Annotated in this window: 16 protein-coding genes, 1 tRNA gene and 1 pseudogene; 17 read left to right on the top strand and 1 reads right to left on the bottom strand. The window is 68.9% G+C overall.

The window, feature by feature from the left end; genetic code table 11:
• Positions 1-272 precede the first annotated feature (272 nt).
• The 5 genes and pseudogenes from ACFHYO_RS05320 to ACFHYO_RS05300 all read left to right on the top strand — a co-directional run bounded on the left by ACFHYO_RS05320 (position 273) and on the right by ACFHYO_RS05300 (position 2969).
• A complete protein-coding gene (locus ACFHYO_RS05320) occupies positions 273-872 on the top strand; it encodes a histidine phosphatase family protein (protein ID WP_394318888.1) in 600 nt (199 codons plus the stop codon).
• Between the two features lie 111 nt (positions 873-983).
• Positions 984-1406 carry an HIT family protein gene (locus ACFHYO_RS05315; protein ID WP_394318886.1) on the top strand — a complete coding sequence of 141 codons (423 nt, stop codon included), beginning with the start codon at positions 984-986 and terminating at the stop codon, positions 1404-1406.
• A gap of 47 nt (positions 1407-1453) precedes the next feature.
• Positions 1454-2076: pseudogene (locus ACFHYO_RS05310) on the top strand (CatB-related O-acetyltransferase).
• Positions 2077-2148: 72 nt separating this feature from the next.
• Positions 2149-2547: a VOC family protein gene (locus ACFHYO_RS05305; RefSeq protein ID WP_394318885.1), complete on the top strand. Its 399-nt coding sequence runs from the start codon at positions 2149-2151 to the stop codon at positions 2545-2547.
• Complete coding sequence (locus ACFHYO_RS05300; protein ID WP_394318883.1) at positions 2544-2969, top strand: GFA family protein; 426 nt, start codon at positions 2544-2546, stop codon at positions 2967-2969. The genes ACFHYO_RS05305 and ACFHYO_RS05300 overlap by 4 nt, the downstream gene beginning before the upstream one ends.
• A 93-nt stretch (positions 2970-3062) precedes the next feature.
• Here ACFHYO_RS05300 and ACFHYO_RS05295 read toward each other — a convergent pair whose 3' ends face one another.
• Entirely contained in the window at positions 3063-3563 is a 501-nt protein-coding gene (locus ACFHYO_RS05295; protein WP_036735093.1) for a DUF892 family protein, read from the bottom strand.
• A 156-nt stretch (positions 3564-3719) separates the two neighbouring features.
• Here ACFHYO_RS05295 and ACFHYO_RS05290 point away from each other — a divergent pair, with 156 nt between their 5' ends.
• The 12 genes from ACFHYO_RS05290 (at position 3720) to rpoB (ending at position 16523) form a co-directional block, all read left to right on the top strand.
• Complete coding sequence (locus ACFHYO_RS05290; RefSeq protein WP_394318881.1) at positions 3720-5621, top strand: ABC transporter ATP-binding protein; 1902 nt, start codon at positions 3720-3722, stop codon at positions 5619-5621.
• 112 nt (positions 5622-5733) lie between these two features.
• Positions 5734-6108, top strand: a complete 375-nt coding sequence (locus ACFHYO_RS05285) for a hypothetical protein (protein WP_394318879.1) — start codon at positions 5734-5736, stop codon at positions 6106-6108.
• 103 nt (positions 6109-6211) lie between these two features.
• Positions 6212-6287: transfer RNA gene (locus tag ACFHYO_RS05280), tRNA-Trp, on the top strand.
• 68 nt (positions 6288-6355) lie between these two features.
• Positions 6356-7312 (top strand): hypothetical protein, encoded by a 957-nt coding sequence (locus ACFHYO_RS05275; protein WP_394318877.1) that lies wholly within the window; start codon positions 6356-6358, stop codon positions 7310-7312.
• Between the two features lie 716 nt (positions 7313-8028).
• Positions 8029-8451, top strand: coding sequence for an RrF2 family transcriptional regulator (locus ACFHYO_RS05270; protein ID WP_036703049.1), 423 nt, complete (start codon positions 8029-8031; stop codon positions 8449-8451).
• 255 nt (positions 8452-8706) lie between these two features.
• Complete coding sequence (gene secE, locus ACFHYO_RS05265) at positions 8707-8898, top strand: preprotein translocase subunit SecE (protein WP_036703048.1); 192 nt, start codon at positions 8707-8709, stop codon at positions 8896-8898.
• Between the two features lie 188 nt (positions 8899-9086).
• Positions 9087-9626 carry a transcription termination/antitermination protein NusG gene (gene nusG / locus ACFHYO_RS05260; protein WP_036703047.1) on the top strand — a complete coding sequence of 180 codons (540 nt, stop codon included), beginning with the start codon at positions 9087-9089 and terminating at the stop codon, positions 9624-9626.
• A 73-nt stretch (positions 9627-9699) separates the two neighbouring features.
• Positions 9700-10152 (top strand): 50S ribosomal protein L11, encoded by a 453-nt coding sequence (gene rplK, locus ACFHYO_RS05255; RefSeq protein WP_036732067.1) that lies wholly within the window; start codon positions 9700-9702, stop codon positions 10150-10152.
• A 5-nt stretch (positions 10153-10157) separates the two neighbouring features.
• Entirely contained in the window at positions 10158-10856 is a 699-nt protein-coding gene (rplA, locus tag ACFHYO_RS05250) for a 50S ribosomal protein L1 (RefSeq protein WP_036703045.1), read from the top strand.
• A gap of 300 nt (positions 10857-11156) precedes the next feature.
• Positions 11157-11672: a 50S ribosomal protein L10 gene (rplJ, locus tag ACFHYO_RS05245; RefSeq protein ID WP_036703043.1), complete on the top strand. Its 516-nt coding sequence runs from the start codon at positions 11157-11159 to the stop codon at positions 11670-11672.
• Between the two features lie 67 nt (positions 11673-11739).
• Entirely contained in the window at positions 11740-12117 is a 378-nt protein-coding gene (gene rplL / locus ACFHYO_RS05240) for a 50S ribosomal protein L7/L12 (protein WP_036703039.1), read from the top strand.
• Between the two features lie 251 nt (positions 12118-12368).
• Positions 12369-16523: a DNA-directed RNA polymerase subunit beta gene (gene rpoB, locus ACFHYO_RS05235; protein WP_036703036.1), complete on the top strand. Its 4155-nt coding sequence runs from the start codon at positions 12369-12371 to the stop codon at positions 16521-16523.
• Positions 16524-16542 lie beyond the last annotated feature (19 nt).

Raw genomic sequence — 16542 nt, 5'->3', positions numbered from 1 at the left:
CGCCATCCGCGAAGGCGGCCGCACCGTCGGCGCCGGCGTGGTCTCGAAGATCCTCGCGTAAGGCGGGGCAGGGTCAACCTGCCCGGAATTTGGAAGGCCGCCCGCTAGGGCGGCCTTTTGCTTTTCTTGCTGGCCTTTTGCTTTTCTTGCTGGTGGTGCGCGCTCGTCCGAGACACCGGCCCTTGAAGCATCTTCTCGCACCCCACAGATCAAATCTTGTGCGACACGCGGCAGGCGGGGGCCGTTGACGCTGACCGACGGAGGAGAACACCATGCACCGGCGCGCCTTTCTCATCGCGGCATCCCTCTCCGCTCCTGCGCTGATGCTGCCGCTGGGGCGGGCGCTGGCGGCGCTGCCCGACCAGCGCGCGCAGGCGGCGCTGCGACGCGGGGCGGCAGTGGTTTATGTCCGTCACGGCGCCACCACGTGGAGTGGGGTCGACCAGATCGAGTGGCCGCGCGATCGGCAGCGGCTGCTGTCGGACCTCGGGCAGGCGCAGGCGCGCAACCTCGGCGCTGCGTTCACCGCGCAGGGTTGGCCGGTGGGCGATGTGCTCGCCAGTCCCTTTGCGCGCTGCGTCGACATGGCCCAGCTGGCCTTCGGCCGGGTCGAGCCGGACCCGATGCTGCTAGGGCTGCTGTCGCAGGGCGAGGGGACAGGCGAGCGCCGCGCCTATTCGGTGCGGTTGGTCAACACGCCGCCGACCAACGGCAACCGGGTGATGGTGGGCCACTCGTCGAGCATCAGCGCCGCGACCGGCGCCTCACTGCGCGAGGGCGGCGCGGCGGTGATGCTGCCCGGTGAGGCAGGGGCCGAGCTGCTGGCGACACTGACTCCCGAAGACATCGCCTCGCTCGCCGGCCGGCGATGAACGGAGGACGTTGAAAAGCAGGATCTGAACGCTGCATTTGGCCGGCGCCGGAGCGCGGCACCCTTGTCACCCGGGGCGGGTCCCCCCATCCTCCCCCGCAGGAGGAGCGCCATGACCGACTGCCTGTTCTGCCGCATCGCTGCGGGCGAGTTGCCCGCCCATATCGTCCATAAGGACGCGGACACGCTGGCGTTCCTCGACCTGCATCCGATCCGCCCCGGCCACACGCTGGTGATCCCGCGCGCCCACCACGTCTGGTTCGAGGACGTGCCCGCGCCGCTGGCCGCCAAGATGCTGACCGTGGCGCAAGAGATCGCGCGGCGGCAGAAGCGGCTCTACGGGGTCGAGCGGGTGGCGCTGTTCTTCACCGGCGTCCACGTCCCGCACGCCCATGCCCACGTGGTGCCGATGCATGACGTCCATGACGTGACCTCGGCGGCCTATCTCGCCGACGGGCCGGGCAGTTACGCGGTCCCGCCGCGGCTGCCCGAGGCCGAGATGGCCGCCATCGCCCGGCAGCTGGCCGAGGGCTGAGCGTCGTGCTCCCGGCCGGGTTCCTTGACGCCGCCGCGCTCTACCCGATGCGGTTCGCGGACGGGCGCGAGAACCGGGGGCTCGTCCATCTTGCCCGCGCCATCGACCATCCGAACATCGAGGTGGGCGATTTCACCTATGCCAGCAGCTTCGATCCCCCGCGGACTGGGCGGCGCGGCTGGCGCCCTATACCTATCCGGGCGCGCCCGAGCGGCTGCGGATCGGGCGGTTCTGCCAGATCGCCGACCGGGTGCGGATCATCACGGCGAGCGCCAATCACCCGATGGCGGGGATCTCGACCTATCCGTTCGCGATCTTCGAACCTGCGCGGGTCGGGGCGTATATCGAGCAGATCACCGGCCTGCCGGACACGGTGATCGGCCACGACGTGTGGCTGGGCGACGGGGCGGTCATCCTGCCCGGCGCCCGGATCGGCAGCGGGGTGATCGTGGGCGCGGGCGCGGTCGTGGGCGGGACGGTGCCGGATTACGCGGTCGTCGCGGGCAATCCGGCGCGGGTGCTGCGGATGCGGTTCCCGCCGGGCGACGTGGCCCGGCTGATGGCGCTGCGCTGGTGGGACTGGCCGGTCGAGCGGATCGCCGCGGACACCGACGCGCTGGCGCAGGGCGACGTCGAGGCGTTGGCGCGGATCGGGGCGGGGGCCGACTGACGGCCTGCTGTCACGATCTGGCAGCAGGCCGGGGCTAGTCTGGGGTTCGACCCGTTCACGAAAGGACAGAGCATGATCGACCATCTCGGACTTGCCGTCGCCGACCTCGCCCAGTCGCGGGCGTTCTACGAGGCTGCGCTCGCGCCTCTGGGGGCGGCCGTGCAGATGGAGGTCACCGCCGAGATGACCGGCGGCCACGGCGCCCATCTGGGCTTCGGGACGCCCGAGTCACCCGATTTCTGGATCTCGTCGGGGAAACCCGCGACCACCGGCGTCCACGTCGCCTTCGCGGCCCGGGACCGCGCCACGGTGGATGCCTTTTACGCCGCCGCGCTGGCCGCCGGGGGTACGGACAATGGCGCGCCGGGGCTGCGGCCCGAGTATCACCCGAACTACTACGGCGCCTTCGTGCTCGACCCCGACGGCAACAATGTCGAGGCGGTATGCCACACGCCCGAGGCCGCCTCGTGACGACCTACCACGGCAGTTGCTACTGCGGCGTGGTGCGCTTCACCGCCGATGGCGACCTGTCGGCGGGGACGAGCCGCTGCAACTGCTCGTTCTGCCGCAAGATGCGCTATTGGGAGATGCCGCTGCCCGACCCGGCCGGGCTGCACGTCTTGTCCGGCGCCGAGGCGCTGGCCGAAACGCCGCTGCGCGCGGCGGCGGACGGGGCCGCGCCGATGGACCTGCATCACGTCTTCTGCGCTCGTTGCGGGACGCGGCTCTGGACCACGGGCACCATCCCCGAGATGGGCGGGGCGGTGGCGATGGTCTCGGTCGCGGCGCTGGACGATGTGCCGGTCAAGGCGCTGGTCGCGGCCCCGGTGCGGACGATGAACGGAGCCGCCGACGACTGGTTCAACCCCGCCCCCGAGGCGCGGCACCTTTGAAGGGCAAGGGCGTTAGCGCGGATCACCTCGACAGCGGCGCCCATGAAAAAGGGCGCGCCTGGCCGGCGCGCCCTCGACGTGATGGAAAGATGCTCAGAGCGCGGCCTTGTTGACCCCGCCCTTGACCGCGATCTTGGTCATGTCCTCGTCGCCCTCGTAGGTCGAGGCGGTGCACTCATCCAGCACCTTCGCATCCTCGGCGAGGTCGAGCCGCTTGGCCCACGCCTTCAGCGTGCCGTAGCCGGTGATCGCGTAATGGGCGAGGCGCTGGTACTGCGCGATGATCGCCGCGTCTTGCACCTCGTCGTCGGCGAACTCGGCTTCGAGCGCGTGCTTGCGGGCCTCGGTCACCAGCCCCTCCATCCCCTTGCAGTGCTCGCCCGAGGCGTCCTCGCCGTGCGACCTGGCCAGCTTCTCCATCTGCGCCATGCCGTCGCGGGTGCCCTTGGCCGACGCCTCGAGCGCCTGCTTCAGGTCGGCGTTCTTCGCCGCCGCCGCCAGCTCTTCGGTGACCGGCACCGCCTGCTTGCAGGCCGAGTAGAGGTCCTTGACGCCGTCGAGATAGAGGTCCTTGAGGTTCTTGATCGCAGCCATTGTGAAGTCCTTTCCCTGAGTGCCCCCTGCACCAGGGGGCGTGTCCGGGCACCCAACCCGCGGCCGGGCCGCGCGTTCCGTCCCGTCCCCCGGTCGGCTTGACTTTCGCCGCCCCGGGGGCGACCCGTCCGGGGTCCGGTCTGCATGGGGGACGCGATGTTTGCCTGGTTCGAGCGCCAGCTTGACCCCTATCCGCACGACCCGCCGCAGATGCCGCCGCGGGGCCTCGTGGCCTTTGTCCTGCATTATTCCCGCGGCGCGCTGCCGTGGCTGGTGCTGCTGGCGATCGGCTCGGGGCTGATCGCGGCCGGCGAGGTGGTGCTGTTCGGCTATCTCGGCGATCTGGTGAACCGGCTGTCCGAGACAGGCCGCGACGCCTTCTGGGCCGCCGAGGGGCCGCGGCTCATGCGCATGGCGGTGCTGCTGCTGGTGATCCTGCCGGCGCTGAACATCTTCTCTGCGCTGCTGATGCACCAGACGCTGCTCGGCAACTTTCCCCAGCGCATCCGCTGGCAGGCGCACCGCTATCTGCTGCGCCAGTCGGTCGGGTTCTTTCAGGCCGAGTTCGCCGGGCGGATCGCCACGCGGCTGATGCAGACCGCGCTCGCCGTGCGCGAGGTGGCGATGAAGGTGATGGACGTCGCCGTCTACGTGCTCGTCTATTTCACCGGCGCGCTCGTGGTCGCCGCACAGCAGGACTGGCGGCTGGCGCTGCCGTTCGTCGCCTGGGCGCTGGGCTACGCGACGCTGCTCAGGCTGGTGATCCCGCGGCTCGGGCGGGCGGCCGAGGCGCAGGCCGGGGCGCGGGCCGGGATGACCGGGCGCATCGTCGACGCCTATACCAACATCGCCACCGTCAAGCTGTTCAGCCACGCCGCGCGCGAGGAGGCGCACGCCCGGCAGTCGATGGACCAGTTCCTCGGCACCGTGCACCGGCAGATGCGGATCGCGGCGGCGCAGGACATCACGCTGAACCTGCTCAACGCCGCGCTCGTCGGCTCGGTCACCGGGCTGAGCCTTTGGCTGTGGAGCCGCGGTGACGTGGCCATCGGCGCGGTGGCCGTGGCGGTGCCGCTGGCGATGCGGCTCAACAACATGAGCCACTGGATCATCTGGGAGTTCGCGGCCCTCTTCGAGAACGTCGGCACGGTCCGCGACGGGATCGGCAGCCTCGCCCTGCCGCGGATCATCACCGACGCGCCCGGCGCGCGGCCTTTGGCGGTCACCGCGGGGGCGGTGCGGTTTGAGGACGTCACCTTCCGCTACGACGCCGATCCGGCGGCGCGGCCGATGGCGGTGCTCGACCGGTTGACGCTCGACATCCGGCCGGGCGAGCGGATCGGGCTGGTCGGGCGCTCGGGCGCGGGCAAGTCCACGCTGGTGAACCTTCTGCTGCGGTTCCACGACGTCGAATCGGGGCGCATCCTGATCGACGGGCAGGACGTCTCGCAGGTGACGCAGGACAGCCTGCGGGCGGCGATCGGGGTGGTGACGCAGGATTCGAGCCTGCTGCACCGCTCGGTCGGCGACAACATCGCCTATGGCCGCCCCGAGGCGACCAAGGCCGAGATCGCCGCCGCCGCCGGCTCGGCCGAGGCGCTGGGGTTCATCCCCGGCCTTGCCGACAGCGAGGGGCGGCGGGGGTTCGACGCCCATGTCGGCGAGCGCGGCGTGAAGCTCTCGGGCGGCCAGCGCCAGCGCATCGCCATCGCCCGGGTGGCGCTGAAGAACGCGCCGATTCTGGTGCTGGACGAGGCGACGAGCGCGCTCGACAGCGAGGTCGAGGCCGCGATCCAGACCCAGCTCGAGCGGCTGATGGCCGGCAAGACGGTGATCGCCATCGCCCACCGGCTCTCGACCATCGCGGCGATGGACCGGCTGGTGGTCTTGGATGCCGGGCGGATCGTCGAGCAGGGGACGCACGCCGAACTGCTGGCACAGGGCGGGCTGTATGCGCGGCTGTGGGCGCGGCAGTCGGGCGGGTTCCTCGCGGCGGATGTCGAGGGCGACGAGGCGGCCGCGACCGACGGGGCGCCGATGGCTGCGGCGGCGACCTGAGCGGCGGTCGGTAAAACCCTCTGGAACTTCCGCGCTGAGCCTAGGGCGAGTTAAGCAGATGTTCATGGTTCGTTGCCATAACCGGCGGCGGATCAATCAGGGAGTATGTCCGGTGTTTTCTCGTCTTCCCCGCGCCGCAGGCGTGATGGCCTGTTGCGCGGCGCTCGCCGCCTGTGCCGACAAGTCCGACCAGATCGGTGCCAGCTACGTCTCGCCCGGGATGTATGCGAATCTCTCCTGTCCGCAGCTCGCCGAAGAGGCGCAGACGGTCGCCAACCGGGCGGCGCAGGCGAGTGCTGCGCAAGACAAGAAGGCCAATGACGGTGCGGTGGCCGTAGGGGTGGCCACGGTGCTGTTCTGGCCGGCGCTGTTCATGATCAAGGGCGACGGCGCCGGCGCGGCCGAGGTGGCGCGTCTCAAGGGCGAGATGCAGGCGATCGAGCAGGCCAACGCCCGCAAGAAGTGCAACATCCGCTTCCGGCGCTAACGAACGTCGCGCGGCAGCGGAGGGGTCGGGCAGGCCGAGTCGTCGTGGTCGTCGCTCGGCCCTTGCGCTGCGGGCGGTCATGCCGTAATCGGAGGCCCGGCCTAGGGGTTTAGCTCAGTTGGTAGAGCATCGGTCTCCAAAACCGAGGGTCGTGGGTTCGAGTCCCCCAACCCCTGCCAGCCGCTAGAAGGCCCACCGCCCGGGGGGCCAACCGCCGGAAGGGCAGCCGCCCAGAGGAGTGCGCCGCATGGCCCTCACCCTCCACATCGGCGCGCACAAGACGGCCAGCACCCACCTGCAACAGACGCTGCGTGCCCTGACCGGGGCGATGGTCCGCGAGGGCATCCTGTATCTCGACCCCGTCACCTTGCGGCGGGGATCGGGCCGGCTTGACCTGTCGCTGGACAACGGCCCGAAGGCCGCGCGGCGGCGGGGCCCGTGGCGGCGCTGGGTGGACCGCGCCGCCGAGGTCTGGCCGTCGCTGCTGCTGTCCGAGGAGAACGCCCTCGGTTCGCTGCGGCGGGGGGCGCTGATGGGAGAGGGCGGGCTGATCTACCCCGAGGCCGAGCGGCGGATGGACCGCCTCTGCAACATCGCGCGGCGGCGGCCGGCGGTGGTCTGCCTCGCGGTGCGCGATCCGCTGTCGTTTCTCGGCTCGGCCTTTTCGATGCAGGTGGTCGGGGGGCACGAGACCGAGTTCGCGGACTACATCGGCGGCTTCGACCCGGCGGCGCTGTCGTGGTCTGGCCTCGCCGAGCGGCTGCTGTCGGTGCGCGGCGTGGCGCGGCTGGTCGTGTGGCGCCACGAGGACTATCCGCGCGCCCGGCCCGAGGTGCTGCGCGCGATGCTGCCCGAGGCGCTGGCGGCGCATGCGCCCAACCCGCGGCGCGCCATCGTCGGCCTCTCGCAGGAGGCCTGGGACGAGATCCGCCGCCGCCACGAGAGCGACCCCGACGGCGACCTTGCTGCCGTGGCGCGTGCCGCCAAGGCGCAGTTCCCGCGCCGCCGTGGAGCCACGCCGCCGCAATTCGCGCCGCCCGCAGACGTGGCGCGGGTGGCGGCGGCCCATGCCGAAGACCTCGCCCGCCTCGCGGCGCTCGACGGGGTCGAGATGATCGGGGCCTCGGCCCGGCGGGTCAGGCGGGGGACGGGCCGAACCGGGGCCGCCACGGGGGACGTGGCGAGCGGGGCGGAGGTGGGCTGACGGTTAGTCTGAGTTCGCCGGGATCGGCGCGCGAGAGCGCCCAGTGCCGGTCGGACAGGTTCGCCTTGCGCCAGTTGATCGCCAGCTGATCGGCGATCAGCGGGTCCTTGGCCCGGATCCGCAGGATGGCCCCGTGCGCCACGACGCAATACTGGCAGCGGTTCGCGCCTTCGGTCGCGCCGTTCCTTGTGCTTCCGGGAAGCAACCGCCGGGTGTTACGTCCAGTGGACGGCGCACGGAACACCGGGACGCGCACAGCTAGCCTGACGAAGCAACCGGGTTCCTTGTCCGCGGCAGTTGCCCCCGGCGACAGGGAAGCCAGGGGCGGTCACCCCTGCCGATGCCCTCCACCTGGCAGCGCCTACCCCAGCCGCTCGGCAAATCCCGTCCAAAGCCGTTGAACTAGACTGCGGAGATGGTGGCGGACTAACGCCCCGCGATGGAGCAGAAAGAGGGCGAGCGGTGCGGGCCTGAGGCGACAGAGATCGTCTCGCGCCCCACGACCGAATTCGTCTCGCGCCCCGCAACCGGACGCGGCACGTTCACGATCAACGTTGGGCTACTTAAGACAAGGGCCGAGGACCAGCGCGACGGCTCCTCCCCGCGCGCTGGTCGACAGGCTTCGGCAGGCGCGACCGCCGGCACAACTGGCCCGCGGCGGCGGCTTGCCCGCTCAGCGCCTTGCACGGAAGAGGCGAGGGGCCTACAGCCTAGGGATGCTTTCCCAGCGGTCCCGCCATGCCCTGCACGCGATGCTGTATCTGGCGCGCCAGACCGGCAGCACCACGGCCGCCGAGATCGCCCAGGCCGAGGCGATTCCGCGCAAGTTCCTCGAACAGATCATGGCGCAGCTCAAGGCGCGGGCGCTGGTGGTCGGCAAGCGCGGCCCGTCGGGCGGCTACGTGCTCGCCAAGCCGGCGGCCGAGATCAGCTTTGCCGAGGTGCTGCGGGCGATCGACGGACCGCTCGCGCTCGCCCCCTGCGCCAGCCAGACGGCCTTCCGGCCCTGTCCCGACTGCCGGTCGATCGAGACGTGCGAGATCCGGCCGGTGCTGATCGCGGTACGCGACGCGACCGCCGCGCGACTCGAGGGGACGTCGCTGGCCGACGCGCTCGCCGGGGTGCTGGCGCCGGTGTGAGCCGGTTTGGGTTGGAAGCGGAGGGGTTTGCGAGAGGCGCGGTGCTGACGATTCCTTCCGGTGCCGAGACGAGCCAGGCCCCAGAGCTGGCCCGGTAGCCACAGCAAGTGGACGAAAGGGGTGGCCGGCATCGCCGCATCGTCCCCCACGCATAACGGCCAAACCCAAACGCCCCGCTCCCAGCCCCTCGCCCTCCGGCCTTGCCTTTGCGGGGCCGGGGGCCTATCTGCACCGCTGCAGCCCGAAGGAGCCGAGATGGCCAGCCCGACCCAGTTCATCAGCCAGGTGCGCGCCGAGGCGGCCAAGATCATCTGGCCGAACCGCCGCGAGGTGACGACCACCACGATCATGGTGTTCATCATGGCGACGGTGTTCAGCCTGTTCTTCTTCGTCGTGGACCTGCTGATCCGCGGCGGCCTGACGATGGTGCTGCAGGCGGTCAGCTGATCGCGCGTCCGCCGGGCGTCCATGCCCGGCGCGTGGCGGCTTGCAATCCGGGCGGGGCGGCGATATGTCCGCCCGACCTTGCCCGGCAGATCGGCGTGCATCGATTCGGTATGCGCGCCGTTTGAGTTTTCGGGCCATGCGCCGCACGTGGGTGGCGCGAATCAGAACAGCAGGGGACGTCTCAGGCGATGGCAAAGCGGTGGTATTCGGTCAGCGTCCTGTCGAACTTTGAAAAGAAGGTCGCCGAGGCGATCCGGCAGGCGGTGGCCGAAAAGGGCCTCGAGGATGAAATCGACGAGGTCGTGGTCCCGACCGAGGACGTGATCGAGATCCGCCGCGGCAAGAAGGTGACGTCCGAGCGGCGCTTCATGCCGGGCTACGTGCTCGTCCACATGGATCTCTCGGACAAGACCTATCACCTGGTGAACTCGATCAACCGCGTCACCGGGTTCCTCGGCGCGCAGGGCAAGCCGATGCCGATGCGCGACGACGAGGTGAACGCGATGCTGAGCCGCAGCGGGCAGGGCGGGGCCGAGGTGGCGCCGCGCAACCTGATCCGCTTCGAGGTCGGCGAGAAGGTCAACGTGACCGACGGCCCGTTCGAGGGCTTCTCGGGCATGGTCGAAGAGGTCGACGACGTGTCGAGCCGCATCAAGGTTACCGTCTCGATCTTCGGCCGGCCGACGCCGGTCGAGCTGGAATTCACGCAGGTCGCCAAGACCGCGTGATGTGACGGCGGGAGGCGTGAGCCGCACCGCTATATCGGCCCCTCGCGGGGCGTGATGAAAAGGAGAAGGCCAGATGGCCAAGAAAGTCGTCGGCAGCCTCAAGCTGCAAATCAAGGCGGGTCAGGCGAACCCCTCCCCGCCCGTCGGTCCGGCGCTGGGTCAGCGCGGGATCAACATCATGGAATTCTGCAAGGCGTTCAACGCCCGCACGCAGGAGATGGAGCCGGGCGCCCCGACGCCGGTAGTCATCACCTACTACGCGGACAAGTCGTTCACCTTCGAGACCAAGACGCCGCCGGCGTCGTTCCTGCTCAAGAAGGCCGCGGGGCTGAAGCCGGTCGGCAAGCGCAGCCGCGCCAAGGGCTCGGAAAAGCCCGGCCGTGCGACCGCCGGCACCGTGACCGCCAAGCAGGTCCGCGAGATCGCCGAAGCCAAGATGAAGGACCTGTCGGCCAACGACATCGAGGCCGCGATGCAGATCGTCCTCGGCTCGGCCCGCTCCATCGGCATCGAAGTGAAGGGCTGATCCAGATGGCCAAGATCGCAAAGAAGAAAGCCGCCGCCCGCGCCGCCTTCGAGGGCAAGACCTACCTGCCCGTCGAAGAGGCGATCGCGCTGGTCAAGGCCAACGCCACCGCCAAGTTCGACGAGACGGTCGAGATCGCGATGAACCTGGGCGTCGACCCGCGCCACGCTGACCAGATGGTCCGCGGCGTGGTCCAGCTGCCCAACGGCACCGGCAAGGACGTCCGCGTCGCCGTGTTCGCCCGTGGTCCGAAGGCTGACGAGGCCAAGGCCGCCGGCGCCGAAGTCGTGGGCGCCGAGGATCTGGTGGAAAGCATCCAGGGCGGCAACCTGGACTTCGACCGGGTCATCGCCACCCCGGACATGATGCCGCTGGTCGGCCGGCTGGGGAAGATCCTCGGGCCGCGCAACCTGATGCCGAACCCCAAGGTCGGCACCGTGACCATGGACGTCAAGACGGCCGTCGAGGCCGCCAAGGGCGGTGAGGTCCAGTTCAAGGCCGAGAAGGCGGGCGTCGTGCACGCCGGCGTCGGCAAGGCCTCGTTCGAGCCCGAGAAGCTGGCGCAGAACATCCGCGCCTTCGTCGAGGCCGTGAACCGCGCCAAGCCGTCGGGGGCCAAGGGCACCTATCTCAAGAAGGTCTCGATCAGCTCGACCATGGGTCCGGGCGTGTCGCTGGACCTGACCTCGGCCACCCAGGCCTGAGCCCAGACCAGGCGGCCGGTGCCGGGCGCGACCCTGCGTCCGGTCCGGCCGCCCTTGCCATCCGGCCCTGGTCTTAGTATCAGGCCGGCTTCACCCCGGATCAGCGATTCGGGGTGTCTGTCCGAGACGGAGGGCGGGCGCCTGGCGCCGCTAAGTCCTTCCCGAGATGGAAGTTCGAGTTATTCCGTGAGGTTCCACCTTTCGGGCGATCTCGGGTCCATCGTGCGCGGACCCGCCCGTGCCGCCGGTTGGCGGCATGGACAAGAGAGCCGGGGGGAAACCCCCAATGTGGAGTGAACCGTGGATAGAGCCCAAAAAGAACAGGTGGTCGAGGAACTCGGCCAGATCTTTGAAAGCTCTGGCGTCGTGGTGGTTGCCCGCTACGAGGGGATGACGGTTGCCGAAATGCAGACCCTGCGCGCGCAGATGCGCGAGGCGGGGGGTGCTGTCCGCGTTGCCAAGAACAGGCTCGCCAAGATCGCCCTGGAAGGGAAGCCGGCGGCTTCGATCGCCGACTACCTGACGGGCATGACCGTGCTCGCTTTCTCCGACGACCCCGTGGCTGCGGCCAAGGTTGCGGACGCCTATGCCAAGTCGAACGACAAGTTCGTGATCCTTGGCGGGGCGATGGGCGGCGCGGCCCTTGACCCGGCCGGTGTGAAAGCCGTGGCCCAGATGCCGTCGCGCGAGGAGCTCATCGCTTCGATCGTGGCCGCCATCGGCGCCCCTGCTTCGAACATCGCGGGCGCGATCGGCGCACCTGCCAGCAACATCGCGGGCATCCTCACCACGCTCGAAGAGCGTGAGGCTGCCTGAGGCAATCCCGTCCCGTCGGGCGGCATGATGCCGCGACGTTGGAACAACATCTGGAAAGAACGGAACAATGGCTGATCTGAAGCAACTCGCCGAACAAATCGTTGGTCTGACCCTGCTGGAAGCGCAGGAACTGAAGACCATCCTGAAGGACGAATACGGCATCGAGCCGGCCGCCGGTGGCGCCGTCATGATGGCCGGTCCGGCCGCGGGCGCTGCCGCCCCCGCCGAGGAAGAGAAGACCGAATTCGACGTCGTCCTGACCGACGCCGGCGCCAACAAGATCAACGTGATCAAGGAAGTGCGCGGCATCACCGGTCTGGGCCTGAAAGAGGCCAAGGACCTGGTCGAAGCCGGTGGCAAGGTGAAAGAGGGTGCCTCGAAAGCCGACGCCGAAGAAATGAAGAAGAAGCTCGAAGCGGCTGGCGCCAAGGTCGAGCTGAAGTAATCCCCCACGGGATTGCGCTTTTCGCAGGCAGGGTCCGGGTTTTCCCGGTCCCTGCCGAACCCGTCTTGAAGGACGCTCGATCAGTGCCCATCTAGGGGCGTCGAGTTTCCCTCAGGGCGAGTTCGCGGTTCGGGAGCGGGGCGGTGGGACGCCCGGCACGAATTGAGCCGCACCCCCTGATGTTCGCAAGCGCGCCGCGGATCGGGCCCCGACGATCCCCCGCGCGCGATGACGAAAGGCATTTGGACCTCATGGCGCAAGCTTACGTCGGTCAGAAGCGCATCCGGCGCTATTACGGCAACATTCGCGAAGTTCTTGAGATGCCGAACCTCATCGAGGTTCAGAAGGCGTCCTACGACCTGTTCCTCAACTCGGGCGAAGGCACCGGCCACAACGACGGCGAGGGCATCCAGGGGGTGTTCCAGTCGGTGTTCCCGATCAAGGATTTCAACGAGACCGCGACGCTCGAGTTCGTGAAATACGAGCTCGAGAAGCCGAAATACGACGTCGACGAGTGCCAGCAGCGCGACATGACCTATGCCGCGCCGCTCAAGGTGACGCTGCGCCTGATCGTGTTCGATGTCGACGAGAACTCGGGCACCCGCGCCGTCAAGGACATCAAGGAGCAGGACGTCTACATGGGCGACATGCCCCTGATGACGCAGAACGGCACGTTCATCGTGAACGGGACCGAGCGGGTCGTCGTCAGCCAGATGCACCGCTCGCCGGGCGTGTTCTTCGACCACGACCGCGGCAAGACCCATTCCTCGGGCAAGCTGCTGTTCGCGTGCCGGATCATCCCCTATCGCGGCTCGTGGCTCGACTTCGAGTTCGACGCCAAGGACCTCGTGTTCGCGCGCATCGACCGGCGCCGCAAGCTGCCGGTGACGACGCTGCTCTATGCGCTCGGCATGGACCAGGACGCGATCATGTCGTCGTTCTACGAGACGGTCACCTACAAGCTCAAGAAGGGCAAGAAGGGCGAGGCTGGCGCCTGGGTCACGCGGTTCTTCCCCGAGCGCGTGCGCGGCACCCGGCCGAGCTATGACCTGGTCAACGCCGACACCGGCGAGGTCATCACCAAGGCCGGCGACAAGGTCACCCCGCGGCTGGTCAAGAAGCTGCTGGAGTCGGGCGAGGTCACTAACCTGCTCGTCCCGTTCGAGCGGATCGTGGGCCGCTACGTCGCCCATGACATCATCAACGAAGAGACCGGCCTGATCTACGCCGAAGCCGGCGACGAGATCACCGCGGAGTATTCCAAGGACGGCACCGAGCTGACCGGCGGGACGCTCAAGACGCTGCTCGACAACAACATCACCGACATTCCGGTGCTGGACATCGACCACGTCAACGTCGGCCCCTACATCCGCAACACCATGGCGGCCGACAAGAACATGAACCGCGACGGCGCGCTCATGGACATCTACCGGGTCATGCGCCCGGGCGAGCCGCCGACCGTCGAGGCGGCCAGCGTGCTGTTCAACTCGCTGTTCTTCGACAGCGAGCGCTATGACCTGTCCGCCGTGGGCCGGGTCAAGATGAACATGCGCCTCGACCTCGATGCGCCGGACACCCAGCGCACCCTGCGCCACGAGGACATCATCGCCTGCGTCCGCGGGCTGGTGGAACTGCGCGACGGCAAGGGCGAGATCGACGACATCGACCACCTCGGCAACCGCCGGGTGCGCTCGGTCGGCGAGCTGATGGAGAACCAGTACCGCATCGGCCTGCTGCGGATGGAGCGGGCGATCCGCGAGCGGATGTCGGGCGTCGAGATCGACACCGTGATGCCGCAGGACCTGATCAACGCCAAGCCCGCGGCCGCCGCGGTGCGCGAGTTCTTCGGCTCGTCGCAGCTCAGCCAGTTCATGGACCAGACCAACCCGCTGTCGGAAGTGACGCACAAGCGCCGCCTCTCGGCGCTCGGGCCGGGCGGTCTGACCCGTGAGCGCGCCGGCTTCGAGGTCCGCGACGTGCACCCCACCCACTACGGCCGGATGTGCCCGATCGAGACGCCGGAAGGCCAGAACATCGGCCTGATCAACTCGCTCGCCACCTATGCGCGGGTGAACAAGTACGGCTTCATCGAGACCCCCTACCGCAAGGTGATCGACGGCAAGGTGACCGACGAGGTGCAGTACATCTCGGCCACCGAGGAGATGCGCCACACCATCGCCCAGGCGAACGCCGAGCTGGACGACGAGGGCCGCTTCACCCAGGAGCTGATCTCGACCCGGCAGGCGGGTGACTTCACCCTGAACCCGGTCGATGCGATCGACATGATCGACGTGTCGCCGAAGCAACTCGTCTCGGTCGCCGCGGCGCTGATCCCGTTCCTCGAGAACGATGACGCCAACCGCGCGCTGATGGGGTCGAACATGCAGCGTCAGGCGGTCCCGCTGCTGCGGGCCGAGGCGCCGTTCGTCGGCACCGGGATGGAAGCCACGGTCGCGCGCGACTCGGGTGCGGCCATCATGGCCCGCCGCGGGGGCGTGATCGACCAGGTGGACGCGAGCCGCATCGTCGTCCGCGCGACCGAGGATCTCGGCGCCGGCGACGCGGGCGTGGACATCTATCGGCTGCGCAAGTTCAAGCGCTCGAACCAGTCCTCGACCATCAACCAGCGGCCGCTGATCAAGGTCGGTGACAAGGTCCAGAAGGGCCAGGTCATCGCCGACGGTCCCTCGACCGACCAGGGCGAGCTGGCCATCGGCCGGAACGTGGTCGTCGCGTTCATGCCGTGGAACGGCTACAACTACGAGGACTCGATCCTGATCTCGGAGCGGATCCACCGCGACGACGTGTTCACCTCGATCCACATTGACGAATACGAAGTGGCGGCCCGCGACACCAAGCTGGGGCCGGAAGAAATCACCCGCGACATCCCGAACGTGGGTGAAGAGGCGCTGCGCAACCTCGACGAGGCGGGCATCGTCTACATCGGCGCCGAGGTCGGCCCGGGCGACATCCTTGTGGGCAAGATCACCCCCAAGGGCGAAAGCCCGATGACGCCCGAGGAAAAGCTGCTGCGCGCCATCTTCGGCGAAAAGGCGAGCGACGTGCGCGACACCTCGCTGCGGCTGCCGCCGGGCGCCTATGGCACGATCGTCGAGGTGCGGGTGTTCAACCGGCACGGCGTCGACAAGGACGAGCGCGCGATCCAGATCGAGCGTGAAGAGATCGAACGCCTGTCGCGCGACCGCGACGACGAGCAGGCGATCCTCGAGCGCAACATCTACGCCCGCCTCAAGTCGCTGATCTCGGGTCAGACCGCGGTCAAGGGGCCGAAGGGCGTCAAGGCCAACAGCGTGATCGACGACGATCTGCTGGGCAGCTTGTCGCGGGGCCAGTGGTTCCAGCTCGCGCTGGCCGACGAGGCCGCGGCCCGCGAGGTCGAGGCGCTGCAGGACCAGTTCAACGTCCAGAAGAAGGCGCTCGAGGCCCGGTTCGACGACAAGGTCGAGAAGGTCCGTCAGGGCGACGACCTGCCCCCCGGCGTGATGAAGATGGTCAAGGTGTTCGTGGCGGTGAAGCGCAAGCTTCAGGCCGGGGACAAGATGGCCGGTCGTCACGGCAACAAGGGCGTCGTGTCCAAGGTCGTTCCGATGGAGGACATGCCCTTCCTCGCCGACGGGACCCCGGTCGACCTGGTGCTGAACCCGCTCGGCGTGCCGTCGCGGATGAACGTCGGCCAGATCCTCGAGACGCACATGGGCTGGGCCGCGCGCGGCCTCGGCATCCGCATCGACGAGGCGCTGCAGGAGTTCCGCGACAAGGGCGACCTGACCCCGGTCCGGGAAGCCATGCGGATCGGCTATGGCGACGAGACCTTCGCGTCCGAGTTCGGTGACATGACCGACGAGGACCTGGTCGAGCACGCCGAGGCGGTGCGCGGCGGGGTTCCGATCGCCACGCCGGTCTTCGACGGCGCCAAGGAGGCGGACGTGAACGACGCGCTGACGCGGGCGGGCTTCGATGCCTCGGGCCAGTCGATCGTCTTCGACGGCCGCACCGGCGAGCAGTTCACCCGCCCGGTGACGGTGGGGGTGAAGTACATCCTGAAGCTGCACCACCTTGTCGACGACAAGATGCACGCGCGTTCGACCGGGCCCTACAGCCTCGTCACCCAGCAGCCGCTGGGCGGCAAGGCACAGTTCGGCGGTCAGCGTCTGGGTGAGATGGAGGTCTGGGCGCTGGAAGCCTACGGCGCCGCCTACACTCTGCAGGAGATGCTCACGGTCAAGTCGGACGACGTCGCCGGCCGCACCAAGGTCTACGAGTCGATCGTCAAGGGCGAGGACAACTTCGAGGCCGGCGTGCCGGAATCGTTCAACGTGCTGGTCAAGGAGGTCCGGGGTCTGGGCCTCAACATGGAGCTGCTGGACGCGGAGGAGGATGAGTGACGGTGCCTGCCGGCACGCA

Source organism: Paracoccus panacisoli (assembly GCF_042435015.1).
GTDB classification, from domain to species: Bacteria; Pseudomonadota; Alphaproteobacteria; order Rhodobacterales; family Rhodobacteraceae; genus Paracoccus; species Paracoccus panacisoli.
Note: the sequence above shows the minus strand (reverse complement) of the source record. Positions and strands in the feature narration are given on the sequence as shown.